This window comes from Pseudomonas fluorescens (genome assembly GCF_018614655.1).
Lineage (GTDB): Bacteria > Pseudomonadota > Gammaproteobacteria > Pseudomonadales > Pseudomonadaceae > Aquipseudomonas > Aquipseudomonas fluorescens_BX.
Genome location: NZ_JAGGOG010000011.1, coordinates 280,762 through 306,963, shown reverse-complemented (window position 1 = coordinate 306,963; position 26,202 = coordinate 280,762). Strand labels below are relative to the sequence as shown.

Genomic DNA, 26,202 nt, shown 5'->3' with positions numbered 1-26,202 from the left:
AGGGTGAACCTGAGCCCGCAACGAGGAATAACAATGAAAGTGTCACTCCTGAGCCGGTATGCCGTCTTCGCGGTATGTGTGCTGTTTACGTTGGGCAGCCTGTTTTTCCTGCCGCTGTCACCCTGGCTGACCGGGTTGACACTGGTCACCGGTGTGCTCAGCCTTATCGGCTTTAATGACCTGCTGCAAACCCATCATTCCGTACGTCGCAACTACCCGATTCTGGGCAATATCCGCTACCTGGTGGAAACCATTCGCCCGGAGATCCGCCAGTACCTGCTGGAGGGCGACGATGAACAATTGCCGTTTTCCCGAACCCAGCGTTCGATCGTTTATCAGCGCGCGAAAAACCAGCCGGCGGAAAAAGCCTTCGGCACGCTGACTGACGTCTACAAGCCCGGTTTCGAATTCATCAGCCACTCCATGTTGCCCAGTGATCATTGCGACCCGCAGCAATTTCGCGTGGTGGTGGGCGGCCCCGAATGCCTGCAGCCCTACAGCGCGTCGGTGTTCAACATCTCGGCCATGAGTTTCGGCGCCCTCAGCGCGAATGCCATCCGTGCCTTGAACAAAGGGGCGAGTCTGGGCGGCTTCGCCCATGACACCGGTGAAGGCAGCATCAGCCCCTACCATCGCGAGTTTGCCGGCGACCTGATCTGGGAAATCGGCAGCGGTTACTTTGGCTGCCGTACCTTGAACGGTCACTTCGATCCGGAACGCTTTGCCGAGCAGGCACGCCAGCCGCAAGTCAAAATGATCGAGATCAAGCTGAGCCAAGGTGCCAAGCCGGGCCACGGTGGGATCTTGCCCAAGCACAAGGTGACTGAAGAAATCGCCAGCACCCGGGGCGTGCAAATGGGCAGCGATTGCGTGTCTCCCGCGCGGCACTCCGAGTTCAGTACACCGATGGAGCTGCTGGCGTTCATCGTGCGCTTGCGCAATCTTTCCGGGGGTAAACCGGTGGGTTTCAAGCTGTGCCTGGGCCATCCGTGGGAGTTCATGGCCATCGTCAAGGCCATGCTGGAGACCGGCATCCTGCCGGACTTCATCGTGGTCGACGGCAAGGAAGGCGGCACCGGTGCAGCACCTCGCGAGTTCACGGACAACATCGGCATGCCCATGCGCGAAGGCTTGCTGTTCGTGCACAACACCCTGGTCGGCGCAGGTTTGCGGGGGCATATCAAACTGGGGGCCAGCGGCAAGATTGTCAGCGCCTTCGACATCGCCAGCGTGCTGGCCATCGGTGCCGACTGGGTCAACTCGGCCCGGGGCTTTATGTTTGCCATCGGCTGCATCCAGTCGCAAAGCTGCCATACCAACAAATGCCCCACCGGCGTCGCGACCCAGGACCCGCTGCGCCAGCGCGCCCTGCAAGTGCCGGACAAGGCCGAGCGGGTGCACAACTTTCATCGCAACACCCTGGTGGCGCTCGGTGAAATGCTCAGTGCCGCGGGCCTGACTCATCCCGCGCAATTGCAGCCCAAGCATCTGGTACGGCGCATGACCACCACCGAGGTACGGTTGTTTTCACAGATTCACGTGTTCCTCGAACCTGGGGAATTGCTCAAGGAATCGATCAATTCCGAGTTCTACGCCGGCATGTGGCGCGCAGCCCAGCCCCATAGCTTTGCGCCCCTGGCTGTTGCGGCGCCGGCCAAGGTCGACCGGCGTGAGGCCTCAGCAACAGCCTGAGAGTACGGGCAAGTCCCGTTCGACCACGGGCGTCATCTTACCCAACACCAGGTCCGCGGCTTTCTCGCCGATCATGATCGCGCCGGCATTGGTATTGCCGGTAATCAGGGTCGGCATGATTGACGCATCGGCCACTCGCAACCCCATCAGGCCATGGACCCGCAGTTGGTCATCAACCACCGCCATAGGGTCATTGCCCATTTTGCAGGTGCCCACCGGGTGAAACACGGTGCCCAGATTTTCCCTGATCCACTGCTCGATCTGCTCAGTGCTGCTGACCTTCGACCCAGGCACCAGCTCGCCTTGCAAACGCTCGGCAAAGGCGGGGGTTGCCGCCAATCGGCGCACCAGGCGAAAGCCTTCTACCAAGGTGTGCAGATCGTCCGGATGGCTGAGGAAGTTGCCGTCCACCTGAGGTTTGTCCCTTGGATCCGCCGAACGCAAGCGCACTTGTCCACGGCTTTTGGGGTGCATCACCGCCACGTGCAGGCTGATGCCGTGGCCCACGGGAATCAGGCGTTGGGGCTGGTTCTTCAAGGCCGGTGCAACGATCAATCCCAGCTGCGGTGCAGTATCTGTGGGATTGAGGCGTAAAAAGGCACCTGACTCCACGGTGTTCGAGGTCAACGGGCCTCGTCGCGCCGTCAGGTACTGAAAGGGCGAGGCCGCCAACGGCCATATCCCATGCCGGGACAGCCCGTAACCCAGGTCGCTGTCGCTGCGGTACATCAAGACAATGTCCTGGTGATCCTGCAGGTTTTGACCGACGCCGGGCAGTTCGTGGTGCTGGGTAATGCCGTGCCGCGCCAGTTCCTCGGCCGGCCCGATCCCGGACAGCAACAACAGTTGTGGCGAGTTGATGCTGCCGGCGCTGAGGATCACTTCACGCCGGGCTTTGAGCTCAAACACCTGTCCTCCTTGGTTGACCTCGACACCGTAGGCGCGCTTGCCATTGAGCAGGACTCGATGCGTCAGTGCTTCGCTGAGTACGGTTAGGTTCGGCCGCGACAATGCCGGGTAGAGAAACGCCCGGGCAGCGCTGCAGCGCTCGCCATTGATCTGGGTGACATGAAACGCGCCATAGCCTTCCTGCTCCTCAGCGTTGAAGTCGCTGTTGTAGCTCCAGCCCATTTGCGCCGCCGCCTCATAGAACACTGAGTTGACCGCACTTGGGCTGCGTTGGTGGGTGACGTTCAGTTCACCGTTCTGCCCATGCCATGGCGAGGCACCGGGCTCGAAATGCTCGGAGCGCCGAAAGTATGGCAACAGATCGTCATAGCCCCAGCCCCGATTACCAGCCGCGCCCCAGCGGTCGTAATCGCTGCGGTGCCCGCGCACATAGATCATGCCGTTGATCGCACTCGAACCGCCCCAGACCCGACCGCGCGGGCAGGGGATGGGTTTTTCACTGCTGGTGGACTGAGCCTCGAACTGATGCATCCAGTTCCATTTCGGGTTGGCGATCAACCGGATGATGCCCGCCGGGGTGCGGATGTAGGCGCCGGGAAACAGCGTGCGATCACTGGGCCCGGCCTCCACCAGGCACACCGAAATCCCGGGCTCGGCAGACAGTCGGTTGGCCAGCACACAGCCGGCCGAACCTGCGCCGACCACGATGTAGTCGAACGTGTGCGCAGGGGATTGAGTCATGACAGTTACCTCTTCTGGGTGCGGACTTATCCGCGATAGGCATTGAATCCACGAACCTGTAGCCGCTGCCGAGGCACGAGGCTGCGATGCGGGCCGCAGGACCGCCCTCGGGGGTCGCTTCGGTCGAGCGCGACCCCGGTCCCATCGCAGCCTCGTGCCTCGACAGCGGCTACCGGTTTTTGGCCAGTGGTTCTACAGCCCCAGCATCGAGCCGACATCCAGCATCACTTGCAGCCCGACAACGAAGCCATTCCCGCTCAGTTCCCGGGCGCCAGGGTTATAGAAATTGTCCGGATTGATCAGGTACTGCACGCTTGGCTCAATGGACAAGTTGCGGCTAAGGGCAAAGTGACCGTTGGCTTCCAAGGCATACACATCCCGGTCGCCCAGGCGCGGGTCGCCGTTGTTGTCGGTGCGCATCCGTTGCTGGAATTCCAGCTGGTGCGGGTTGATCCGCAGGTAGCTGGTCTTGAAATTGAGCTTGTCCTGGGGCCGGTCGAAGGGCGCGAGGTAGGTCAGCCCGGCTTCGGCGAAATGGCTGAAGGGCTGTTTGTTATCGGCCGCTGCCGACAGCGAGCCGAACACTTGCAAGCCTTGCAGGTTGGCGCGCCACAGCGTCTGGCGGAACTTGAAGAAGGCGCCCGCAGTGCCGTGATCACTGGCGCCGGTCAAGGGATCGACCTGCTTCGAGGAGTTGAAGTAAGCGTTGAGTTCGTACTGGGTGGTGTCATCGCCCGGCTTGCTGCCGATCCCCAGCAGGAAGCTGGTGCCGCTGGCGTCGTCGGTGCTGAAGTCCAGGCCCTTGCGCTTTTTCAGGTAGTCCACTGGGTTGGATTCGAACGCCCCGGCGTGTACGTACAGGTTTGGGTTTACCTGGTATTTCAGGTAGCCGCCCCAGGCGCCATAAGGCGGTGGCAGTACGCCGGTGGAGGAGTCGATGATCGGGTCGTTGCAGGTGACCACGGTGTCGCAGTTGTAGATATAGAAATAGCGCCGGGCATTGGTGCGCCCCAGGTGCAGGTCGAGCTGGCCGTTGAGCCATTTTTGTTCGAAGGTCAGCAGGCTCAACTGGTTGCTGGTGATGTCGTTGTGAATCGGTGCCCCGGCGAAGTAGCTGCCGGCGGCGCCTTGCCAGTTGCGTGAAGTGGGTTGTCCGGTGCTCTGGTCGAGGATGAACACGGTTTCTTCGACATGAAACGCCGAGCCATCGAGGCCTACCAGCGTGCCGAGGTTGACGTCGGCACCGATAAACAGGTCGCCACTGTTGCCAAAGCTGTTGGGCCTTGGGCCGGTGTCGAGGTTCTTCATCGACAGGCTCCAGAACTGCACATGGGGCTGGACGCCGTAGCCGGCCAGTTGTTCGCCCAGGTCTGCCAGCGGGCCTTCACGGGTTTGCGCCCAGGCCTGGGGATACAGGGACACCGCGAGCAAAAAGGCGCACAAACGCATTGGAGTGTTCATGGTCAGGGACTCTTTTTATTGTTGTTGTGATGAGCGGGTGGTTCATTGATGCGCCAGTGACGGAGTGGGATTGACCAGCACCTTGATCTGGCTCTTGTCGGCTGACAGGCCCTCGAAGCCTTGTTCGACGGCATGCTCCAACGCCACGCAGCGGGTCACGATCCGAGTGAGGTCCAGGCGCCCGCTGGCCAGCAACTCGATCAGCGCCGGGTAGGCATGGCGATACCCGACGCTGCCCAGCAGCCGGAGTTCGTTGTTGACCAGGTGAAAGGCATCGATCTGCACCTCACCCATCAAGCCCACCAGCACCGCTTCGCCGCCTTTGCGCAGGCAGTGCAGGGCGTTGGTCAAGGTCTGTTGGCTGCCGGCGGCCTCGAACGCGCTGTCGACACCGCCGTCGCTCAAGGCTCGCAGGCGCGGCAGCAGGTCGGCGTCGCGGCCGTCGAGCGCTTCTCGGGCGCCGAGCTCACGGGCCAGTTGCAAGCGTTGCGGGCTGATGTCCACCGCGTAAATGCGCTCCACACCGCGCAGACGCGCGAGCATGATCAACAGCAGGCCGATAGGGCCGAGGCCGAACACCACGCAACTGTCGCCGGCCTGCAAGCTGCTTTGGTTCAGTGCATGGAAGGCCACGGCGGCGGGCTCCAAGACGGCGGCCTGCTTGAAGCTCACTGCATCCGGCAGTGGATGGAGCATGTAGACCGGCACCACCACACGCTCCGCAAAGCCGCCGTCGCCCATCAGGCCAATAAATCCCATGGACTGGCACAGGTTGTAACTGCCCTCCAGGCAATACGCACAGTGGCCGCAGCGGTACTCGGGTTCCACCGCGACACGGCTCCCGACCCGCACATGGGTGACGCCCTCGCCGAGGGCGATCACCTGGCCGCAAAACTCGTGGCCCAGGGTCAACGGAGCACGGCAACCGGACAGCGGATGAGGTGTGTGCTGCGGAATTGAATGCGGGCCGTCCTGGTATTCGTGCAGGTCGCTGCCGCAGATCCCGCAATAGGCCACTTGCACCAATACTTCGCCGAGGCCGGGGGACGGTTCAGGCAGCTCGCTCAGGCGCAGGTCTTTGGCGGCATGCCAACGCAATGCTTTCATGGCTGGTTTCCTTGCAGGAGGGGCGTGGCTGCCACCTGACGGCGCAGCACAGCGGGGGCAGTTTCCTTGAGGAACAAGGACAGAACAGCGGCCAGCAGCGCGCCGGCACACGACATCCACATCACGATGGACAGGCCAAAACGATCGGCGGCAAAACCGGCCACGGTGGGCGCGACAAAACCACCGACCAGCTCACCAATGCCCATGATCATGCCCAGGGCCGTGGCCATCACTTCACGGGGAACGGTCTCCGCTGGAATAGTCGCCATAAACAGCGTGAAGCAGCCCAACCCGGTGTAGGTCAGCACCATCAGCACGCCAAGGATCAGTGGTGAGGGCGCAAACAACAGGGCCATCGGGCAGCAGGCGGCCACCAGCGAAAACAGTACCAGTGTTGGGCGGCGGCCGATGCGGTCGGAAATCGCCGGTACGGCAAAACCCCAGAGCACCCAGGCGGCGCCCAGGCAACTCATGATCGCGCCCATGCTCGGTGGGCTATAGCCGCGAACGCTGACAAGGAAGGTGGGGGTGAAGGAGATCAGGATGATGAACCAGGTCAGGAACACACAGCTGATCAGGGTGCAGAGCACGATGTTGCGGCTTTTCAGCAAGGCCAGGCGATGGCCGGGTTGAGGGTTGCTGATCTTCGACGCCAGGCGCGGTTCGTCGTTGCGCACATAGCGCCAGATTAACCAGGCAATCAGCAGGCCGGGCACCAGCGACACAATGAACGCATGCCGCCAGCCATAGGCTTCAGCCAGGGCAATCAACACCGGTGGGCCAATGACCGCGCCCAGCAGGCCTGCTGCCGAACCCTGCAGTAAGCCCATGTTCAGGCCCCGTCGATGGGACGAGGAGGCTTCTACCATCAGCGACTGGGACAGCGGCAGAATCGGGCCTTCGGCCAGGCCCATGATCCCGCGAAACAGCAGCAGGCTGAGAAACCCGGTGACCAGCCCCGACAGCGCCGAACACAGGGAAAACAGAATCACCGCGATGATCAGCAGCGGTTTGCGCACGCCTCGACGGTCTGACCAAGCCCCCACCAGCGCACCGGACAGCGCCCAGGCCAGGGCCAGCACCGAGGACAGCATGCCCAGGTGGCTATTGCTCAGTTGCAGTTCCGTGGCCATGAACGGAAACAGAAACGCGAGGGCCAAACGATCGAAAAACACGAAGCCAAAGGTCAGGAACAGCACGCACAGCAAGGTGTTTTCGTAACCGGCTTTATTATTGTTGTCAGCCATGGTGGTACTCCGAAAAACGCATTTAGCGAAACAGCCGATCCACAGCGTCGGCTCCCAGGCCGACCTTGTCGTAGTGCTTGCGGCATAGGTCGATGTAGGAGTGCACGTCGAAATAACCGTTGGGTTCACCCTGTTCGTCGAGCCAGATCAGCGGCCCCTTGACGATGAAAAACACGCGCATCGGCTCCGGGTGGTCATAGGCCACCAGCGTGTGGCCTTCGCCCGGAGTCTCGTAGACAAAATCGCCGGCGGTGGCGGTCCAGTCGTGTTCCAGGTAGCCCCATTTTCCGGAGAGGGTGTAGGCGAATACTTCGTGGGGGTGGTAATGCCGATTGACCAGGCCCGCGCGGCTGGACATCAGGATGTCGCACCAGCGGTTTTCACTCGGGGAAATCCACAGTGGGCGTGAAGACACGGTTTCGGTGAACGGCACATAGAGCCGCAGGTCGTCACTGGCGGCGTTGGGCAGGTAAACCTCGGGCTTGGCGTCGGGCTTGAAGCAGTTGGCGATCGGCTGCAAGTCTTTCCAAAATTCGGTGCTGGCTAATTCGGGCATGTTCGGCCTCTGCTTGTGGGGGATACACGGCCACTCTAGGTCTTGAACGCGTGGGCGGTTTGATCGCAACCGACGTGATGATTGCCTGTATCGGACGCCGCTTTTACCGGTTGCCCGGTGGTCGATTACGCCTGGGCAATGAGTTGACATCGGCAATTGTTCAGATATTAATGAGTTCTCTGGAAACCCCGGAATTGGCCTCGCCCGGGCCAGGGCAACCTCCCGCTGCCATGAGAAGAATAAAAATGACTCCATGCGCCATGCTCGACACTCGGCGAGCCAGTACCGACAACATTCCCCTGGACCAGCGCCTGGCCTTTTGGGAGCAGTACAACGCGTCCACCCTGGTGGGCCTCAAATGCTCGTCCTACAGTGAGGGCGGGTTTACCGCGACCCAGGACAACCTGAGCCTGGAAAGCATGCACCTGGCGCATATCGTCGGTAACGAACACGTGGTGGAGCGCGACGGTTCGATGATTCGAGCGGTGCCCAAGGCCTCGATTTTCGTGTCGTTTGTGACGGGCAGTGGTTCGTTTTTCTTTCAGAACGGGCACTGCCAGCTGCTGGAACCCGGCGAGTTGATGGTCTATCGCACTGACAAACCCTACCTGTTCGGGTTTTCCGGGCCCATGCGCCAATTCATCTTCGATGTGCCCCAGGAAATCTTTGCCAGCCGCTGTTTGAGCCGCTTCGACAATGCACTGAAAATCAGCGCCCACACCGGCGTGCAGCGCTTGCTGTTACGCACACTCGGCGAGCGCACCCGAGACTTTTTCCAGCAGCCGTTGAGTCAGGAAGCGGGGAGCTATCAGGACGATGCGTTCGAGTTACTGGGCAATATCATTGCTGGCCAAGTCGGTCATCGCCGGATCAACGCCTTGAGCGCCTCTTACCTGTTGGCGGCCAAGCAATGCATCCGCGACCAACTGGCCGACCCGACTTTGAGTTGTGAGCGGGTGGCGATCCAGACCGGGATCTCTACCCGGCACCTGGCGCGGTTGTTTGCCCTGGAAGACACCCAGCCACGGCGTTTCATTCTAGAGAAACGCCTACAACAAGCGTATGGCCTGTTAAGCAGTCAACAGGTCAGGGGCCTGGACGTGGGGGAGGTTGCCTACCGCCACGGTTTTACCAGCCAGGCGCACTTCTCCCGGGCGTTCAAGGCGCGTTATGGGCAGACACCCAGCGAAGTGCGCGCGTTGGCGTTGGGTGATTAAGAAAAATCCGAGGGGGTTCTCGTCTACTGTTGCGCATGGAACATCAGGCGTTGTGTTCAAGTTCGCATCGTAAGGACCAGCTCTTTCAAGGTCTTTGAAAAAACAGTTTTTCGGCTAATACCGGTCAATTAAAAGTGAACACTAAACCTGTGGCGATCCGGCAAGCCCCCTCGCCACAAGGTCAGTGTTCGCTTTTAATTGAATGGAACCAGGTAGCAGCTGTTTGCTCATAGGCCCTGAAAAGGCTCATCGTGAGGGGCATTGATGGCTATTACGCTTTTAGATCGTTACCGCGGCAGCCTCCTGGGCCTGGCCTGCGGTGATGCAGTAGGGACTACGGTTGAATTCAAGCCTCGTGGCTCTTTTGCTACAGTCACAGATATGGTTGGGGGTGGGCCGTTCCAGCTGAGGCCAGGCCAATGGACGGATGACACGTCGATGGCGCTTTGTCTGGCCGAAAGCTTGTTGCGCAAGAATGGTTTTGACGCCGCCGATCAAATGGGGCGTTATCTAAACTGGTGGAAAAGGGGCTACCTGAGTTCAACCGGAGAGTGCTTCGACATTGGGATGACCGTTCGAGAGGCAGTGGCAGCATTCCAGAAAAGTGCCAACCCGTACGCGGGCTCAACAGACCCATACTCGGCAGGCAATGGTTCGATGATGCGCCTGGCCCCCGTGGTGCTGTTTTACTTTCCTCATATCGATCGTATTCGCGAACGCACCATCGACTGCTCTCGCACTACTCACGGGGCAATGGAGGCGATTGAGTGTTGCTTGGTCTTGGCGGAATGCATCGCAAATTCGCTGCTCGGAGTGCCGAAAGAGCAGGTTTCTCGGGTAGCCTATCTGAGTTTGAGAGAGCCTAAGGTAATGGCGATTGCCTGCGGGAGTTATCTGGGGAAAACCCGCGACGAAATCATGGGTTCTGGTTACTCGGTGGCATCGCTGGAAGCAGCGCTTTGGTGTTTTCACCACACTGACAGTTTTGCTGAGGCGGTGCTGGTCGCGACAAATCTGGGCGATGACGCGGACACGACTGCCGCCATTGTCGGCCAGTTGGCTGGTGCCTATTACGGTGTTCAGGGCATCCCGGTCGACTGGTTGAAAATATTGTGGATGCGTGAGGATATCCAGAAGACAGCCGACACTTTACTTCAGGCTGCTGATCTTAATGCTGCCGCGATCTATCACTTTTAAGGATTTTGAAAAACCGGAGGTCCTGTGGCGTTTTTTTCCGCCATAAGAACACCCCACAGCGTCAAGCCGTTGCGATCTGCAAAAACCGGATATCAGTCTGCACACAACGGATATTGAAGACCCCGCCAACCGATGAAACTGGAGCTGCCCAATAAAAACAATGGAGGCTCAGACCATGTCGATCGGCGTCGAGTATCTCAATTCCTTGCTCGAAGAAAACCGTGAAGCAGGCATCTATCGCTGCAAGCGCGAGATGTTTACCGACCCCCGCCTGTTCGACCTCGAGATGAAACACATCTTCGAAGGCAACTGGCTCTACCTGGCCCACGAAAGCCAGATCCCGCAAAACAACGATTACATCACCCTGCAGATGGGACGCCAGCCGATCTTCATCGCGCGCAACAAGGAAGGCGTGCTCAACGCCTTTCTCAATGCCTGCAGTCACCGTGGTGCGATGCTGTGCCGGCACAAGCGCGGCAACAAGGCGTCCTATACATGCCCCTTCCACGGCTGGACCTTCAATAATTCCGGCAAGTTGCTCAAGGTCAAGGACCCGAGCAATGCCGGCTACCCCGAAAGCTTCAACTGCGAGGGCTCCCATGATCTGACCCGGGTGGCCCGGTTCGAATCCTACCGTGGGTTCCTGTTTGGCAGCCTGAACCCGGAGGTGGTGCCGTTGGTCGAGCACCTCGGCGAGTCGGCGAAGATCATCGACATGATCGTTGATCAATCCCCCGATGGCCTGGAAGTGCTGCGCGGCTCGTCCAGCTACATCTACGAAGGCAATTGGAAATTGACCGCCGAAAACGGTGCCGACGGTTATCACGTCAGTTCCGTGCATTGGAACTATGCCGCGACGCAGAACCAGCGCAAGGAACGCCAGTGCGGCGACAGCAACCCGACCATGAGTGCCGGGGGCTGGGCTAAAAGCGGAGGAGGGTTCTACTCGTTCGACAAAGGGCACATGTTGCTGTGGACGCGCTGGGCCAACCCTGAGGATCGTCCTCTGTATGAACGCCGCGACCAGTTGGTCAGTGATTTTGGCCAGGCGCGTGCTGACTGGATGATCGGTCACTCACGCAATCTGTGCCTGTACCCCAACGTCTACCTGATGGACCAGTTCAGTTCGCAGATTCGTATTGCCAGGCCCATTTCGGTCAACCAGACCGAGATCACCATCTACTGCATCGCACCGGTAGGCGAAAGCGCAGAAGCCCGGGCCCGGCGCATTCGTCAGTACGAGGATTTTTTCAACGTCAGTGGCATGGCAACACCTGATGATCTGGAGGAGTTCCGCTCTTGCCAGGTTGGCTATCAAGGCAACGCCACGGCGTGGAACGATATGTCACGGGGCGCCGAGCACTGGGTCGAAGGCCCCGATGACGCCGCCCTGGAGATTGACCTGCACCCGTTGCTTAGCGGTGTTCGTACCGAGGACGAAGGCCTGTTCGTCCAGCAGCATAAGTACTGGCAGGACACCCTGCTGCAAGCCGTGGCCACCGAGCAGGCGGGCAAGATTCCCGTGCGGGAGTTCCCATGAGCATCGCTTACGACAGCGTTCGCGACTTCCTGTTTCGCGAAGCCCGTTACCTCGACGACAAGCAATGGGACCCATGGCTTGAGCTATACGCCGCCGATGCCACGTTCTGGATGCCGGCCTGGGATGACGATGACGAGCTGACCGAGAACCCGCAAAGCGAGATTTCGCTGATCTGGTACGGCAGTCGCGAAGGGCTGGAAGACCGTGTTTTCCGGATCAAGACCGAGCGCTCCAGTGCGAGTATTCCGGACACCCGCACCTCTCATAACCTGAGCAATATCGAGATCATCGAGCAGCGCGCAGACCAGTGCCTGGTACGGTTTAACTGGCACACCCTGAGCTTTCGCTACAAGACCGTCGACAGCTATTTCGGCACCAGCTTCTACACCCTGGATACACGCGGGGAGCAGCCGCTGATCAAGGCCAAGAAAGTCGTGCTGAAAAACGATTATGTCCGTCAGGTCATCGATATCTATCACTTGTGAACCGGGTTGAATACGGTCATGCGAGGTATGCCATGAGCCACAAGATTGCACTGAACTTTGAAGACGGCGTGACCCGTTTTATCGACGTCACCCCGAGCGAAACCGTGGCCGACGCGGCCTATCGTCAAGGCATCAATATTCCACTGGATTGCCGCGATGGCGCTTGTGGGACCTGCAAGTGCTTTGCCGAATCCGGTGAATATGACTTGGGTGAGGAATACATCGACGACGCCTTGACCGCCGAGGAGGCTGTGGAAGGCTATGTATTGACCTGTCAGATGCGCGCCAAGGGCGATTGTGTGGTGCGAGTCCCGGCCTCTTCGCAGGTCTGCAAGACTGGGCAATCCACCTATCAGGGCGCGATACAAGAGGTGCGGCGTTTGTCTGACAGCACACTGTCATTGCTGCTCCAGGGCGAGACGCTGGCGGGTCTGACATTTCTGCCGGGCCAGTACGTGAACCTTCAGGTGCCGGGCAGCGATCAAAGTCGTGCGTACTCGTTCAGTTCAGTTCAGAGAGACGGCCGGGTCAGCTTTCTGATCCGCAATGTGTCCGGCGGCCTGATGAGCCGCTTTCTCACCGAGCTGGCCAAGGTGGGCGATCCCATGAGCCTGGCCGGACCGTTGGGCAACTTCTATCTGCGACCGATCAAACGCCCTCTGTTATTGCTGGCTGGGGGCACTGGTCTGGCGCCGTTCACGGCCATGCTCGACACCATCGCCGAGCTGGGCAGTGATCATCCACTGCACCTGATCTACGGCGTGACCCACGATGGGGACCTGGTGGAAATGGATCGCCTGAAGGCATTGGCCGAGCGTATTCCCAACTTTACCTTCAGCGCCTGTGTGGCGAACCCGGACAGTCAATGGCCGCAAAAAGGCTATGTCACCCAGCATATCGGTGCCGAGCATCTGAACGACGGTGACGTGGACATCTACCTGTGCGGGCCGCCACCGATGGTGGAAGCCGTGAGTCATTACCTGCGTGAGCAGGGCATCGCTCCCGCCAACTTCTACTACGAAAAATTCGCCGCCAGCGCGGCGTGAGTCAGCCAAGCGTTTTTGAGGTCGCCATGAACATGAGATTCAACGGTAAGGTCGCGCTGGTCACCGGGGCGGCGCAAGGTATAGGGCGTGGTGTGGTCGAGCGCTTGCTGCTCGAAGGCGCTCAGGTGGTGGCTGTCGACCGTTCCGAGCTGGTCCACGAACTGCCGGCCGAGGTGCTCGCCCTGACTGCCGACCTGGAACGTTATGAAGATTGCCAGCTCGTCATGACCAAGGCGATACAGCACTTTGGCCGGTTGGACATCCTGGTCAACAACGTCGGCGGTACGATTTGGGCCAAACCTTTCGAGCATTACTTGCCAGATGAAATCGAGGCTGAGGTGCGCCGCTCGCTGTTTCCGACCTTGTGGTGTTGCCACAGCGTGCTGCCCCATATGCTGGAACGAGGGAGCGGGGTGATCGTCAACGTTTCGTCCATTGCCACGCGCGGGGTTAACCGGGTGCCCTATGGTGCCGCCAAAGGCGGCGTGAATGCGTTGACGGCGTGTCTGGCCTTCGAAACGGCAGGGCGCGGGGTGCGTATCAACGCCACCGCGCCCGGAGGAACCGAGGCGCCTGCGCGGCGTATTCCGCGTAATAGCAGCGTTGCGACCGAGCAAGAGCAGCAGTGGTACGCGCAGATTGTCGAGCAGACGAAGGACAGCAGCTTGATGAAGCGCTACGGGACGATCGACGAGCAGGTCGGAGTCATCCTGTTCCTGGCGTCCGACGAGGCGTCCTATATCACCGGCGTCACGCTGCCGGTGGGTGGGGGCGATCTGGGTTAACAGAACATTTGAATACCCTGGAGGTATCGTACTCAACCCAATCCGTATTGGCGCCCAGGCTGAACGTGTCCGAGAATCGATAACCTGCCTGTGACGTACTCCCGCGTTGCAAGCCTGATTCATAAAAACAATAGAAGGGTGATCGCCGTGAATATGCCCCTGCTCAGTGAGCGTAGCGAGGTGTTCAAGAACGCCGACCCGCATGCGGTTTCCTGCTATGTGAATCAGCATGTCGGCAGTCACTGCATTCAGTTGCCACGCAAGGCCGATGCCCAGGCCCGGTTGAGTCACCGAAAATTTGCCAGCCTGGACCTGTGCCGTATCAGCTACGGCACCAGCGTGCGCGTGGTCTCCCACGCGCTGGAGGACATCTTCCACTTGCAGGTCTTGTTACGCGGCAACTGCCTGTGGCGTGGCCCCGCCGGGGTCCATCACCTGGTACCGGGGGAGTTGCTGTTGATCAACCCCGATGATCCTGTGGACCTGACGTACTCCCAGGATTGCGAGAAATTCATTCTGAAGGTGCCGACGCAGTTGCTCGAGTCCATCTGCCAGGAGCAGCGCTGGCTCTACCCACGCGAAGGGATACGTTTTCTGCAACAGCGCTATTCACTGGACCAGTTGAAAACATTCGTTCCGTTGCTCGCCACCCTCTGCACCGAAGCCGAAGACGGGGAGGCGTTGGTCCGGGTGCAGGAGCACTATGCACAGATCGTGGCCAGCAAGATGCTGACCCTGATGCGCAACAATGTACGGCGTGAACACCTGGCGTGTTCCAACAGCACCTTCGAACGGCTGGTGGATTACATCATGCGCAACCTGCAACAGGATATCAGCGTCCAGAGCCTTGCCGAGCAGGCACAACTCAGCGTGCGCTCCTTGTACAGCCTGTTCGAAAAGCACATGTCCACCACGCCACAGCGGTTTATCCGCGAGCAGAAGTTGTCACGTGTACACGCCTGCCTGGCCGACCCCAACTGCAATGTGCGGAATGTCACCGAGTTGGCACTTGATTACGGGTTTGCGCATCTTGGGCGTTTTGCCGAGCACTACCGCAAGCAGTTTTCCGAGCGGCCTTCCGACACGTTCAAACACCGTGGGCCGGCTCATTGCGCACCCTGATCGTACCGCGCTCGAGCATGCCTTCGAGCAACAGTCTGGCTGATTCCTGCTTCCCGTAATGAGCCGCCACATAGGCTTGCAGCAAATCGGTGAAGTCCTGGGCAATACCCGGGCCTTTGAGGGTGGCGACACGTTCTCCGTCCATGTACACCGGCGCTGAGGGGTTTTCCCCGGCGCCCGGCAGGGAAATACCGATGTTCGCCAACCGGCTCTCTCCAGGGCCGTTGACCACGCAGCCCATGACCGCCACGTGCATATGCTCCACCCCGGGATACAGACCTTTCCAGACCGGTGTCTGCACCCGCAGAAACGCCTCGATCTGCTGTGCCAGTTCCTGAAACAAACTGCTGGTGGTACGGCCGCAGCCGGGGCAGGCCACGACGGATGGGGTGAAGGCGCGCAGGCCCATGGTTTGCAGAATCTGTTGCGCAACCAACACTTCGCGGTTGCGATCGCCGTTGGGCTCCGGTGTGAGGGAAATGCGCAAGGTGTCGCCGATACCTTCCTGCAACAGCACCGCCAATGCGGTGGAGGAGGCGACGATGCCTTTGGAGCCCATGCCAGCCTCGGTCAGCCCCAGGTGCAACGGAAACTCGCAACGCCCGGCCAGATTGCGGTACACCGCGATCAAGTCCTGCACATGACTGACCTTGGCTGACAACACAATGTGATCCGCCGGCAGGCCGACTTCGATGGCGCGGCAGGCGTTTTCCAATGCCGAGACCACCAGGGCCTCGCGCATGACCGCATCCGCGCTCAGCGGCTGGGCGAGCATTGCGTTGGTGTCCATCATGCGCGCGAGCAAGTCGGGATCAAGGCTGCCCCAGTTGGGTGTGAAGAAGGGGCGTAACTTGTTGGCGCGCGCTGCCTGATCAATCGATCTGGACGATGGCGAAGCTTTTCTGGAGGCCTGACTATTACGACTTTGGCGTGACGCTCATAAGCTGGTTCTGTCGATCAACGCCTGATGTTCAAGGGCCTGATTTGAGTTTCTGAACCGGAGCAACACGATGAAAATACTGCAAAAGAAAATAGCCTTGGTCACCGGATCGTCCAAGGGCATAGGTGCCGCCATTGCCAAGCTACTCGCCGCGCAAGGCGCGACGGTGATCGTTAATTACACCCGTAGCCAGGCCGAGGCCGATCAGGTGGTTGCAGAAGTTGTGGCCGCTGGCGGCCGGGCGCATGCGATCAAGGCCGATGTGTCTGATGCACTGGAGATCAAGGCGCTGTTCAAGGCCATCGTCCACCAGCACGGGCACCTCGATATTTTGGTGAACAACGCCGGTGTGTATGCCACCGGCGCTTTGGCCGATGTCAGCGAGGCTGAATTCCATCGTCAGTTCAACCTGAACGTCCTGGGCTTGATCCAGTGCACCCAGGCCGCTGTCGAGGTGTTCAACCCCAAGGGCGGCAGCATCGTCAATATCAGTTCCAGCGTCACCTCGTTCACCCCGGCCAATTCAACGGTGTACACCGCTTCCAAAGGCGCGGTGGACGCGATCACGCGCACCCTGGCCAATGAACTGGGACCGAGGAACATTCGGGTCAACTCGGTCAATCCGGGCCTGGTGGTCACCGAGGGCGTTCACGACAGTGGTTTCCTCGAAGATGCCTTCCGCCAGAAGATCGAGGCCATCACGCCTCTGGGCCGTATCGGCACCCCGCAAGACATCGCACCCGCCGTGGCCTTTCTGGCTTCGGACGATGCCGGTTGGATCACCGGCGAAACCCTGGTGATTGGTGGTGGGCTGCACTAGGCCGGTTGCCCGCGCTGGTAGTGGCGGGGCGATTGCGACATGACCCGTTTGAAGGCAGTGCTGAAGGCGCTTTCCGATTCATAACCCAGGGAAAAGGCAATGGTGGACACCGAATCAGGGGTGTTCCTCAGGCGGTCCCCGGCCAGCAGCATGCGCCAGTGGGTCAGGTATTCCATGGGGGCAGACCCCACCATCTGCTTGAAGCGCAGGGCGAAGGCGGAGCGCGACATGGTTGCCAGTCGCGCCAGACCCTCGACCGTCCAGCGATGGGCCGGGTCGGCGTGCATGGCACTCAGGGCCGCGCTGAGGTTGCGGTCTGCCAGGCCGAAAAACCAGCCCATACCGTTGTTGTCGAGGGTGGCGAGGTGAGCCCGCAGCACCTCCACCAACATGATGTGCGCCAGGTGTTCATTCATCAGCGACCGGCCGGCCTGACGTTGTTGCAGTTCCGTGGTGAAGCGTTCCAGGGCCCAACGCAGGAGCGAGGCTTCGGGTGAGTCGCCCGGCACATGCACCAGTGAGGGCAGGGTGCTGAGCAGGAACTGGGTCGGGACCCCGGTGAAGTCGAAACGTCCGCCCACCAGTTGTACGTCGTCGCCGCCGTAATCGAGGGTGAGTTCGTCCTGGGCCAGGACCTGAAAGTGACCGTTGGAATCCATGACGGACACTGACAGGTCGCTGGAGAGGGTAAACGGCTCGCCCCGGGTCATCAGGAAGCAATCGCCTTGCTGCAATTGTTGCGGTGCTTGCTCGCCCTCGACGTGCAACCAGCAACAGCCCTTCACCACGGCGGTGAACTTGATGCCTTCGATCCTTGGAAAGCTGAAGGCCCAATCGCCGCCCAGCCGCAATGTTGCCGAGTGGTAGTTGCGAATTCTCAGCAGTGACAACACACCGGAAAGTGGGTCCACGGGTCACCTTTTTGGACGATTGACAAGATTTTCGCAGCCTAGCACAGGAATTGTCCTGGTCGGCCGCCCTGTTTAAACAGAGGCCTTGAGGATGAACATCACACTGGCCCCGTCTTACTTAACGCCATTGGGGTAACAAATGGAGGTTATCGCCAGGTATCGGCCCGGTCCCTAGACTTCAAGCACCTTAATGAATTGAATATTGAGAACAAAACCATGCGCTTACGTGATCTGGGTATCGTGATTGGGACGGGTAAACCGGGTGTCAATAATGCGATTACCGACGTGCCCGGCGTGCGAGTCGGCCATCACACCCTCAACACTCAATCGGGCGAAACCTCGATTCACACCGGCGTGACCGTCATCGAGCCGCGCGCCGTCGCGGCGCACCTGGAACCCTGTTTTGCCGGGGTCCATGTGCTGAATGGCAACGGTGATGCCACCGGTCTGGAGTGGATTCGCGAGGCGGGTTTGCTGACCACACCCATCGCTTACACCAACACCCATAGCGTTGGTGTGGTGCGCGATGCGTTGGTTGCGGCCGAACGGGAGATGGCCCGGCAGCACACCTACTGGTGCATGCCGGTGGTGCTGGAAACCTACGACGGGATTTTGAGCGATATCTGGGACCAGCACGTCACGGCCGAGCATGTGCAGTTGGCGCTGAAGGACGCACGCAGTGGTTCGGTAGAGGAAGGCTGCGTCGGTGGTGGTACCGGGATGATCTGCCATGAGTTCAAGGGCGGCATCGGCACTTCCTCACGAGTATTGAGTGCAGAGCAGGGCGGTTGGACCGTGGGCGCGCTGGTACAGGCCAACTATGGCGCGCGTTCGTCGCTTCGGGTCGCGGGTTATCCGGTAGGCACGGTGTTGAACGATGTGCCGTCGCCCTATGACGGCCCGGTGAACGTCGGCGTGCCGGGTATGGGCTCCATCGTGATCACCATCGCCACGGACGCGCCGCTGTTGCCCCATCAGTGCACACGGCTGGCGCAGCGGGCCAGTGTGGGTCTGGCGCGGGTGGGCGGCGGCACGGAAGACGACAGTGGCGATATCTTCATCGCTTTTTCGGTGGGTAACACGGGTTTGCCGGTGGCTAATCTGGGTCATCCTGGAGCGCCGACGACGCCGTTGCAGATGGTCAATAATGACTACATCTCCGCGTTGTTCGTAGCGGCGGCGGATGCGGTGGAGGAGGCGATTGTTAACGCCATGTTGGCCGCCAACGACCTTGAAGGGCGAGGCCGCCGGGCCTTGGCGCTCAAGCCCGAGCAGCTGTTGCGGGCGATGAAAAAAGTCGGCTGGCAGCCAAATCTGTAGGAGCGAGCTTGCTCGCGAAAAGAGTCAACGATAACGCGGGTATCCAGGGTGAGCGCGGTGCCTGTTCGTTCTTCGCGAGCAAGCTCGCTCCTACAGTAGCTGGTAGTCCGGGCTCATTCCTGGGCTTGCAGAAACAGTAAAAACAACTCCGACTGGGATTTGATCCCCAGCTTGCTGTACATGTGCTTGCGGTGGACTTTCACGGTCTCGGCGGAAATCGCAAGCTTGCGGGCGATCTCTTTATTGGAGCAGCCGCTGAGCATCAGCCGGCCCACCTCCATTTCCCGGGCCGACAGCGATGAGCTGATCTGCCGGGCAGTGGATTCCAGATGGTTCTCCCAGTTGGGTGGTAGCTCCGGGGCGTGTTTGAGTTCCTGTTCGAAGACCGAGCGCTGGCGCATTAGTGCGGCTACCCAGGGGTGGATCAAACCCAGCAGAGCAACCTGTTCGGTGCTGAAGGGGGCCTGGCTGCCCAGGGACAGGCTCAGGGTGCGTTCGGCATCCAACTGGACGTTGATGTGGACTTCATCGGCGAGGACGTTCAGGCGAAAGTAGCGTTGGTAGTAGTCGGTCTGCTCGAAGCACTCGGGGGCGACATCTTCCAGGCGGAACAGGCCGCTTTTGGGCGCCTCCCGATTGGCCAGGTAAAAGGGATCGAGCAAGTACAGGCCTTTGAGATACTCCTGGAACAGCAAGTCCAGGCCGTCATCGAGACCGGGAGATTCGGCCAATACCTGAGGTTTACCCGAGCTGAAAATCAGCACCACCCAGTTGTCCGCCGGTACATAACGGCGCAGCAGACGCACCAGCGCCGTCCAGAAGTTGGGTTGGTCCAGGGTCTCGATCAGCCGGCCAACGGCGTCGTGCCAGGCTAAGTCCTGCAACGTCAGATTGGTCTCGCTACCCATTGAGGGGTACCCCATCGAAGTGATTTTTTGCCGCGACGCGGCGCTCCATACTCGGTTCGCCCCGGCAGATTTGGTGTGCACCTGGGCTTTCTAAATGGGTACAAGGATAAGCGATGAAGATTGAACTCATGCAACTGGCCGGTCGTGACGGTGACACTGCTTATAACCTGGCACGTACGCTGAAAGCCATTGCCAGCTGTGAGGCAGGCTCTGACCTGTTGGTATTTCCGGAAACCCACTTGATGGGCTTCGTGGGCGGTGAGCAACTGGCGGGCGTGGCAGAACCCCTGGACGGACCGACCTTGCAAGCTGTCCAGCAGGCGGTTCGCGAGCGTAATGTCTCAGTGGTCGTCGGCCTTGTCGAAAATGATCGCGGGACCTATTACAACACCTCGGTCCTGATGACCCCTGAAGGTATCGCACTGAGTTATCGCAAGACCCACTTGTGGCCCGACGAGCGCGGCGACATCACCCCAGGCGACCGTTTCGTCACTGCGCTGTGGAAAGGCGTACGGGTCGGCATTCTGATTTGCTACGACATTGAATTGCCGGAAACCGCCCGTGCGGTGGCTCAACTCGGCGCCGAACTGATCATCGTCACCAACGGCAATATGGACCCCTACGGCCCGGTGCACCGTACTGCGATCATGGCTCGCGCCCAGGAAAACCAGGCGTTTGCGGTGATGGTCAATCGTGTGGAGGGCGGGCCGGATGACCTGGTGTTTGCTGGTGGTAGCGCGGCAGTCGATCCGTTCGGTCGAGTGCTGTTTGAAGCTGGGCGCGAGGAGTGTCGGCAGGTTGTCGTCCTGGACCTTGAACAGCTCAAGGCCGCCCGCCGTGACTACCACTACCTCAGCGACCGCCGCCTGATGCTTGTCGGCGAGCAGGTTGAACACGCCGATGGCCGCCGTGAACTGCTGATCCCCTGATTTTTCTCCCTACAACAATAATCAGCAGGTGAGCGTGCGCGCCTGCCCAGGAGTTTCTTGATGAACCGTATTCGTTGTATGCAACTGGCCCTGGCCTCACTGTTCAGTATCGGTCTGGCGGGTGCCGAGGCCGCCGAGCCGAAGGTGAATATCTATAACTGGTACGACTTCATCGCCCCGGATGCGATGAAGAACTTCCAGGCCCAGACGGGTATCGGTTCTACCTTTGACGTGTTCGACAACGCCGACGTCATGCAGGGCAAGCTCATGGCCGGGCGCAGCAACTATGACGTGGTGGTGGCCAGCGGTGACGTCATGCCAAACCTGATCAAGGCCGGCGTGCTCAAGGAACTGGATCGCACGCAACTACCCAACTGGTCCCACCTCGACCCCGAGATTCTCGCCAAGGTGCAACGCAACGACCCGGGCAATCGTTACGCCGTGCCGTACCTGTGGGGCACCACCGGGCTGGGTTATGACGTGGAAAAGGTCAAGGCAATCCTCGGTGAACAAGCGCCGGTCGGCTCCTGGGACCTGATCTTCAAGGAAGAAAACATCGCCAAGCTGAGCCAGTGCGGCGTGGCGACGCTGGATGCGCCCGGCGATATCATTCCCATCGCCTTGCACTACCTGGGGCTGCCCTATAACAGCCAGAACCCCGAGGACTACCGCAAGGCCGAGGCGTTGTTGCTGAAGGTGCGCCCCTACATTCGCTACTTCGATTCCTCACGCTTTATCAGCGACCTGGCCAACGGCAACGTCTGTGTGGTGTTGGGTTGGGCGGGAGGGGTGATGGATGCCCGCAAAGCCTCGGAAGCAGCTGGTAATGGCCGTCAGATCGAGTACAGCATTCCCCGCGAGGGCGCGCCACTCTGGGTCGAAAGCCTGGTGTTGCTCAACGATGCGCCTCACCCTGAGCAAGGGTTGGCGTTCATCAATTACATGCTCGACCCGCAGGTGATCGCTCGCTCGTCCAACTACTTGAGCTATGCCAACGCCAACAAGGATGCGACCAGCCTGGTGGAGGAGAAGATTCGCCGCAACCCTGGGGTTTATCCTTCGAAAGAGGTGCTGGATACCTTGTTCACCCTGGAGACCATGCCACTGAAGGTAGAGCGTATTCGCACTCGGATGTGGAGCAAGATCAAGAGCGGTAGTTGAGTACCAAACCCGGATCGAAAAGTCGCTCCGGGCCACTACTGCAAGCGCACCATCTGCTACTCTGCGATCGTTCATTATCGCCTGTCGCTTGTGGAACTCATCATGACAACGCTCAATCCGAACATCGATCCCCAGTCCGTCTGCAGCCCCATCACCAGCAGCGCCATTTTCATGGTTGCCACCCTGGCCCCCGGCAATGATGCCGCCAAGACCGTGCGCGAATGGTGCGGCGACGTCGCCGCCCTCACGCGCTCGGTCGGCAAGCGGGTGCCGGCGGGTAACCTGACGTGCGTCTGCGGTTTTGGTGCCACCGCCTGGGACGCCCTGTTCGGTAGCCCGCGCCCTGCGTCGCTGCACCCGTTTCATGAAGTCGGTGTAGCGGGGCGCATGGCGGTCTCCACCCCTGGGGATGTGTTGCTGCACATTCGTGCCGATCAGATGGACCTGTGTTTTGAGCTGGCCACGCAAATCATGTCGGCCCTCGGCGATGCCGTGACTGTCGTTGACGAGGTACAAGGTTTCCGTAATTTCGATATGCGCAGCATCATTGGTTTTGTCGATGGCACGGAGAACCCGACCGGGCGCAAGGCTGTCGGCTTCACCATTGTCGGCGATGAAGACCCGACCTTCAGTGGCGGCAGCTATGTGCTGGTGCAGAAGTATTTGCACAACATGAAGGCCTGGAATGAGTTGTCCACGGAAGCGCAAGAGCGTGTGATCGGGCGTACCAAACTGTCCGATATCGAACTCGGCGAAGAGGTTAAACCGGCCAACTCCCACAGTGCCTTGACCACCATCACCAAGGACGGCGAGGAAGTGAAAATCCTGCGGGACAATATGCCGTTTGGTCGGCCTGGCGCCGGGGAGTTCGGGACGTATTTCATCGGTTACGCGCGCTCGCCGGAGCCGCTGGAACTGATGCTTGAGAACATGTTTGTCGGGCGACCCGCCGGCAACTATGACCGGCTGCTGGACTTCAGCACGGCGGTGACCGGCAGTTTGTTCTTCGTGCCGTCCGCCGATCTGCTGGAAGAATTGGCTGACCGCGAGCCTTGAATGCGTTGGCTGATAATCCGGCGAGTGATCGCCGGATTATTTATTCAGGGGCCTTGCTCTCTGCACCAAACAACCTCTTGGCTTCGGCAAAACACTTCTCGGCGATGGCCGAGCGTGGTTCGGTCTTGCGCATCACCAGCCCCAGGGGCGCCAGGACACTGGCATCGGGGAGGTTGATGAAGGCCAGGGTATCAATCGGCTTTTCCCAGCCACTGTCCAGGGGCATGATCGAGCAGCAAAAGCCTTCATGAATCGCCTGGAACAGCTGGTGTGTCGAGTCGGTCTCAAGGATGGGCTGCGGGTCGAGCCCACGGCTGCGAAAGCTCAGGTCAATGGATTTGCGATAGTGCATGCCATTGCTGATCATCCCTAACGGCAGTTGGGCGGCGTCCTCCCAGCTCATCTCGGTGCTTTCGAACTGGAAATGGCGCGTGTCGTACAGCAAGCCGACGCGAGTCTCTCCCAATTCGAAAAAATCCAGCAGATGGGAGCTGACATGATCGAGGTAGCAAATCCCCAGATCCAGTTGATTGTTGCCCAGACCTTCGATGATTCGGTCCGAACTCATGGACGACAGGCTGAACTTGAGTTCCGGGAACGTCTGGGAAAGCCCTTGCACATAGTTGATCGGGTTAAAGCCACTCAAGGGCACCAGGCCCAGGCGCAAGTTACCCACCAGTTGGCCACGGCAGGCAGCGGCTTCGGCGAACAGCCCGTCATGGGCGGCCAGTAGGGTTCGTGCCCACGCCAGGACTCGCTCGCCGGCCTGGGTGAAACCTTCGAAACGCTGGCCACGGGTCACCAGTTCCAGGCCCAGCTCATCCTCCAGGTTACGCAAACGCATGGACAGGGTCGGCTGGGTGATATGGCAGCGCGCGGCGGCCTGTCCGAAGTGGCGGGTCTGTTCCAGGGCGATCAGGAATTTGAGTTGCTTGATGTCCACAAAGGCACCTGCTGACAAAACACGGGGAGTAGGGTGAGCAGACGATCTCATCGATCCTCTCACCCGTCCAATCACAAGGACTTAACGCTTGATCGACCGACTCTATCACGCCCGCCGCCCGCCCGAAAATGGCGCGATAGACGCGCTCGATAACCCGGTTGGCCAGAACGATTAGACAGCCACTTTTCAGCGCCTTAGCCTCTGGCCATTGCTTTTATTATTGCCTGCCGGAGAGTGTCATGAGCGTGAAGTCGGATACGCCGTTTGTCCCGTTGAATATTGCCGTGCTGACCGTCAGTGATACCCGAGCCTATGCTGATGACACCTCCGGACAGTTGCTGGTCAGTCGATTGCTGGAGGCCGGTCACACCCTGAGTGCGCGCAACCTGCTCAAGGATGACCTGTATAAAATCCGCGCCCAGGTGGCCCACTGGATCGCCGAGGATGAGATTCAGGTCGTGCTGATCACCGGCGGCACCGGGTTTACCGGGCGTGACAGCACACCGGAGGCCGTGAGCTGCTTGCTGGACAAACAGATCGACGGTTTCGGCGAGTTGTTCCGGGCCATCTCCATCCTCGATATCGGCACCTCCACGGTGCAAAGCCGGGCACTGGCTGGGCTGTCCAATGGCACGTTGGTGTGCTGCCTGCCGGGCTCGACAGGCGCTTGTCGCACCGCATGGGAAGGGATCCTGGCCGAGCAGTTGGATGCGCGCCACCGGCCTTGTAATTTCGTCCCGCACCTCAAGTCCGTCAAAGCCTGCGAGTCACGGGGATGAGCATGTCACCGCTGATGCCGGTGGAAGAGGCCATCACCCGTTTGCTGGAAATGGCCGCGGTCCAACGTCTTGATGACAGCGAGCCTGTGCTGTTGGCGGACGCTCGGCAGCGGGTGTTGGCCAGTGACCTGGTCGCTACCCTCGACCTGCCGCCGTGGCCCAACAGCGCCATGGATGGCTACGCCGTGAACGTAGACGGCTGGGACGGACAGCCACTGGTGGTGTCGCAACGGATTTTCGCCGGGGTTGCGCCACAAGCGTTACTGCCGGGAACCTGTGCCCGGATTTTTACCGGTGCGCCGGTCCCTGAGGGTGCCAATAGTGTCGAGATGCAAGAGAACGTCGAGGTGCTGGACGACGGTCGCATTGCGTTCAAAAAGCCGTTGGTAGCGGGCCAGAATATTCGGCCCCAAGGCCAGGAAAACCGTGTCGGGCAAGTCTTGCTCAAGGCCGGCAAACGCTTGGGTCCCTTCGAGTTGGCCATCGCCGCAGGGCAGGGCTGCACCCATGTGCATGTGGTGCGTCGGCCACGGGTCGCATTGCTTTCCACCGGTGATGAACTGGCCGAACCGGGCACACTGCTCAAGCCTGGCTGTATCTACAACAGCAATCGGACGTTGCTCAGCCATTGGTTGAGCGCATTGGGCTGTGAGGTCATTGATGGCGGTGTGCTCCCCGATCAGCCGCAACAGACGCGACTCAAACTTGAACAGCTGCAGTACTCGACGGACTTGATCCTCACCACCGGCGGCGTGTCGGCAGGCGATGCCGATTGCCTTGGGCAGGTGCTGCGCGAGTGCGGCAAGCCGGTGTTCTGGAAACTTGCGATAAAGCCCGGCAAACCGCTGACTGTGGGCTACTTTGGCAGCGTGCCGGTGATCGGCCTGCCCGGCAATCCGATGTCGGCGCTGGTGACGTTCGGGCTGTTGGCCCGGGCCTATTTGCTGCGTATCCAGGGGGTCGAAGACGTCACCCCCCTGAGCTTCCCGGTCAGTGTCGGATTTGACTGGCACAAGGCCGGAGGCCGTCGGGAATACCTCAGGGCCAGGCTGGAGGACGGCCGTGCCGTGCCCTATGGCAACCAGAGTTCAGGGATTTTACTGAGCGCATCCTGGGCGGATGGGTTGGTGGAGATTCCGGAGGACGGCACGTTGAAGGCCGGTGATAGCGCGCGGTTTATTCCATTCTGCGGTTTGTTCTGAGGGGGAACGGCTTGTAGATACCGTCTTGTGCGTCACCAGGCAAGAGCCCTGTCAGGTCATACATTTGGCTCGTTGTAGCCGCTGCCGAGGCACGAGGCTGCGATAAGGTCCGAAGGACCTTCAGCGGT

At 60.0% G+C, this 26,202-nt stretch carries 24 protein-coding genes; 15 read left to right on the top strand and 9 right to left on the bottom strand.

Going from position 1 to position 26,202, the window contains the following annotated elements; translation table 11 throughout:
* Nucleotides 1–33 precede the first annotated feature (33 nt).
* Nucleotides 34–1,692, top strand: coding sequence for an FMN-binding glutamate synthase family protein (locus J7E41_RS11755; RefSeq protein ID WP_214993028.1), 1,659 nt, complete (start codon nt 34–36; stop codon nt 1,690–1,692).
* Here the strand turns inward: J7E41_RS11755 and J7E41_RS11750 are convergent.
* The 5 genes from J7E41_RS11750 to J7E41_RS11730 all read right to left on the bottom strand — a co-directional run bounded on the left by J7E41_RS11750 (nt 1,678) and on the right by J7E41_RS11730 (nt 7,713).
* Nucleotides 1,678–3,342 carry a GMC family oxidoreductase gene (locus J7E41_RS11750; RefSeq protein WP_214993026.1) on the bottom strand — a complete coding sequence of 555 codons (1,665 nt, stop codon included), beginning with the start codon at nt 3,340–3,342 and terminating at the stop codon, nt 1,678–1,680. The genes J7E41_RS11755 and J7E41_RS11750 overlap by 15 nt on opposite strands.
* 192 nt (nt 3,343–3,534) lie before the next feature.
* The gene (locus tag J7E41_RS11745; RefSeq protein WP_214993025.1) at nt 3,535–4,803 is read right to left on the bottom strand and encodes a carbohydrate porin; all 1,269 of its coding nucleotides are present in this window, start codon (nt 4,801–4,803) and stop codon (nt 3,535–3,537) included.
* Nucleotides 4,804–4,845: 42 nt separating this feature from the next.
* Nucleotides 4,846–5,910 carry a 2,3-butanediol dehydrogenase gene (locus J7E41_RS11740; protein ID WP_214993023.1) on the bottom strand — a complete coding sequence of 355 codons (1,065 nt, stop codon included), beginning with the start codon at nt 5,908–5,910 and terminating at the stop codon, nt 4,846–4,848.
* Nucleotides 5,907–7,157, bottom strand: a complete 1,251-nt coding sequence (locus tag J7E41_RS11735; RefSeq protein WP_214993021.1) for an MFS transporter — start codon at nt 7,155–7,157, stop codon at nt 5,907–5,909. The genes J7E41_RS11740 and J7E41_RS11735 overlap by 4 nt, the downstream gene beginning before the upstream one ends.
* 22 nt (nt 7,158–7,179) lie before the next feature.
* Nucleotides 7,180–7,713, bottom strand: a complete 534-nt coding sequence (locus J7E41_RS11730) for a 2,4'-dihydroxyacetophenone dioxygenase family protein (RefSeq protein WP_155582135.1) — start codon at nt 7,711–7,713, stop codon at nt 7,180–7,182.
* A gap of 245 nt (nt 7,714–7,958) precedes the next feature.
* On the opposite strand from J7E41_RS11730, the gene J7E41_RS11725 reads away from it, so the two are divergent.
* From J7E41_RS11725 to J7E41_RS11695, 7 genes are all read left to right on the top strand, one after another.
* Entirely contained in the window at nt 7,959–8,930 is a 972-nt protein-coding gene (locus J7E41_RS11725; protein ID WP_214993019.1) for a helix-turn-helix domain-containing protein, read from the top strand.
* A gap of 264 nt (nt 8,931–9,194) precedes the next feature.
* The gene (locus tag J7E41_RS11720; RefSeq protein WP_214993016.1) at nt 9,195–10,127 is read left to right on the top strand and encodes an ADP-ribosylglycohydrolase family protein; all 933 of its coding nucleotides are present in this window, start codon (nt 9,195–9,197) and stop codon (nt 10,125–10,127) included.
* A gap of 175 nt (nt 10,128–10,302) precedes the next feature.
* Nucleotides 10,303–11,667 carry a benzoate 1,2-dioxygenase large subunit gene (benA, locus tag J7E41_RS11715; protein ID WP_214993013.1) on the top strand — a complete coding sequence of 455 codons (1,365 nt, stop codon included), beginning with the start codon at nt 10,303–10,305 and terminating at the stop codon, nt 11,665–11,667.
* Nucleotides 11,664–12,152, top strand: coding sequence for a benzoate 1,2-dioxygenase small subunit (gene benB / locus J7E41_RS11710; protein WP_214993010.1), 489 nt, complete (start codon nt 11,664–11,666; stop codon nt 12,150–12,152). Before benA ends, benB begins: the two co-directional genes overlap by 4 nt.
* A gap of 32 nt (nt 12,153–12,184) precedes the next feature.
* Nucleotides 12,185–13,198 carry a benzoate 1,2-dioxygenase electron transfer component BenC gene (benC, locus tag J7E41_RS11705; protein ID WP_214993007.1) on the top strand — a complete coding sequence of 338 codons (1,014 nt, stop codon included), beginning with the start codon at nt 12,185–12,187 and terminating at the stop codon, nt 13,196–13,198.
* A gap of 26 nt (nt 13,199–13,224) precedes the next feature.
* Nucleotides 13,225–13,983, top strand: a complete 759-nt coding sequence (locus J7E41_RS11700; protein WP_214993004.1) for a 1,6-dihydroxycyclohexa-2,4-diene-1-carboxylate dehydrogenase — start codon at nt 13,225–13,227, stop codon at nt 13,981–13,983.
* 147 nt (nt 13,984–14,130) lie between these two features.
* A complete protein-coding gene (locus tag J7E41_RS11695; RefSeq protein WP_214993001.1) occupies nt 14,131–15,105 on the top strand; it encodes an AraC family transcriptional regulator in 975 nt (324 codons plus the stop codon).
* Here J7E41_RS11695 and J7E41_RS11690 read toward each other — a convergent pair.
* Nucleotides 15,071–15,982 (bottom strand): flavodoxin-dependent (E)-4-hydroxy-3-methylbut-2-enyl-diphosphate synthase, encoded by a 912-nt coding sequence (locus tag J7E41_RS11690; RefSeq protein WP_353049402.1) that lies wholly within the window; start codon nt 15,980–15,982, stop codon nt 15,071–15,073. The genes J7E41_RS11695 and J7E41_RS11690 overlap by 35 nt on opposite strands.
* A gap of 133 nt (nt 15,983–16,115) precedes the next feature.
* Here J7E41_RS11690 and J7E41_RS11685 point away from each other — a divergent pair, with 133 nt between their 5' ends.
* On the top strand, nt 16,116–16,865 hold the full coding sequence (locus J7E41_RS11685; RefSeq protein WP_214992999.1) for an SDR family NAD(P)-dependent oxidoreductase: 750 nt from the start codon (nt 16,116–16,118) through the stop codon (nt 16,863–16,865).
* Here the strand turns inward: J7E41_RS11685 and J7E41_RS11680 are convergent.
* Nucleotides 16,862–17,776 (bottom strand): AraC family transcriptional regulator, encoded by a 915-nt coding sequence (locus J7E41_RS11680; RefSeq protein WP_214992997.1) that lies wholly within the window; start codon nt 17,774–17,776, stop codon nt 16,862–16,864. The genes J7E41_RS11685 and J7E41_RS11680 overlap by 4 nt on opposite strands.
* A gap of 216 nt (nt 17,777–17,992) precedes the next feature.
* On the opposite strand from J7E41_RS11680, the gene J7E41_RS11675 reads away from it, so the two are divergent.
* Entirely contained in the window at nt 17,993–19,096 is a 1,104-nt protein-coding gene (locus J7E41_RS11675) for a P1 family peptidase (protein WP_214992995.1), read from the top strand.
* Between the two features lie 113 nt (nt 19,097–19,209).
* Here J7E41_RS11675 and J7E41_RS11670 read toward each other — a convergent pair whose 3' ends face one another.
* Nucleotides 19,210–20,004 carry a helix-turn-helix transcriptional regulator gene (locus tag J7E41_RS11670; RefSeq protein WP_214992993.1) on the bottom strand — a complete coding sequence of 265 codons (795 nt, stop codon included), beginning with the start codon at nt 20,002–20,004 and terminating at the stop codon, nt 19,210–19,212.
* A 113-nt stretch (nt 20,005–20,117) separates the two neighbouring features.
* Between J7E41_RS11670 and J7E41_RS11665 the strand changes: the two genes are divergently transcribed.
* The 3 genes from J7E41_RS11665 to J7E41_RS11655 all read left to right on the top strand — a co-directional run bounded on the left by J7E41_RS11665 (nt 20,118) and on the right by J7E41_RS11655 (nt 23,150).
* Entirely contained in the window at nt 20,118–20,933 is an 816-nt protein-coding gene (locus J7E41_RS11665; protein WP_214992991.1) for a carbon-nitrogen hydrolase family protein, read from the top strand.
* Nucleotides 20,934–20,993: 60 nt separating this feature from the next.
* On the top strand, nt 20,994–22,094 hold the full coding sequence (locus tag J7E41_RS11660) for a polyamine ABC transporter substrate-binding protein (RefSeq protein WP_214992988.1): 1,101 nt from the start codon (nt 20,994–20,996) through the stop codon (nt 22,092–22,094).
* Between the two features lie 102 nt (nt 22,095–22,196).
* Nucleotides 22,197–23,150, top strand: coding sequence for a Dyp-type peroxidase (locus tag J7E41_RS11655; protein WP_214992986.1), 954 nt, complete (start codon nt 22,197–22,199; stop codon nt 23,148–23,150).
* 40 nt (nt 23,151–23,190) lie between these two features.
* On the opposite strand, the gene J7E41_RS11650 is transcribed toward J7E41_RS11655, so the two are convergent.
* The gene (locus J7E41_RS11650; protein WP_214992984.1) at nt 23,191–24,093 is read right to left on the bottom strand and encodes a LysR family transcriptional regulator; all 903 of its coding nucleotides are present in this window, start codon (nt 24,091–24,093) and stop codon (nt 23,191–23,193) included.
* Between the two features lie 239 nt (nt 24,094–24,332).
* On the opposite strand from J7E41_RS11650, the gene moaB reads away from it, so the two are divergent.
* A complete protein-coding gene (gene moaB, locus J7E41_RS11645) occupies nt 24,333–24,872 on the top strand; it encodes a molybdenum cofactor biosynthesis protein B (RefSeq protein WP_214992982.1) in 540 nt (179 codons plus the stop codon).
* Complete coding sequence (locus J7E41_RS11640) at nt 24,869–26,074, top strand: molybdopterin molybdotransferase MoeA (RefSeq protein WP_214992980.1); 1,206 nt, start codon at nt 24,869–24,871, stop codon at nt 26,072–26,074. Before moaB ends, J7E41_RS11640 begins: the two co-directional genes overlap by 4 nt.
* Nucleotides 26,075–26,202 lie beyond the last annotated feature (128 nt).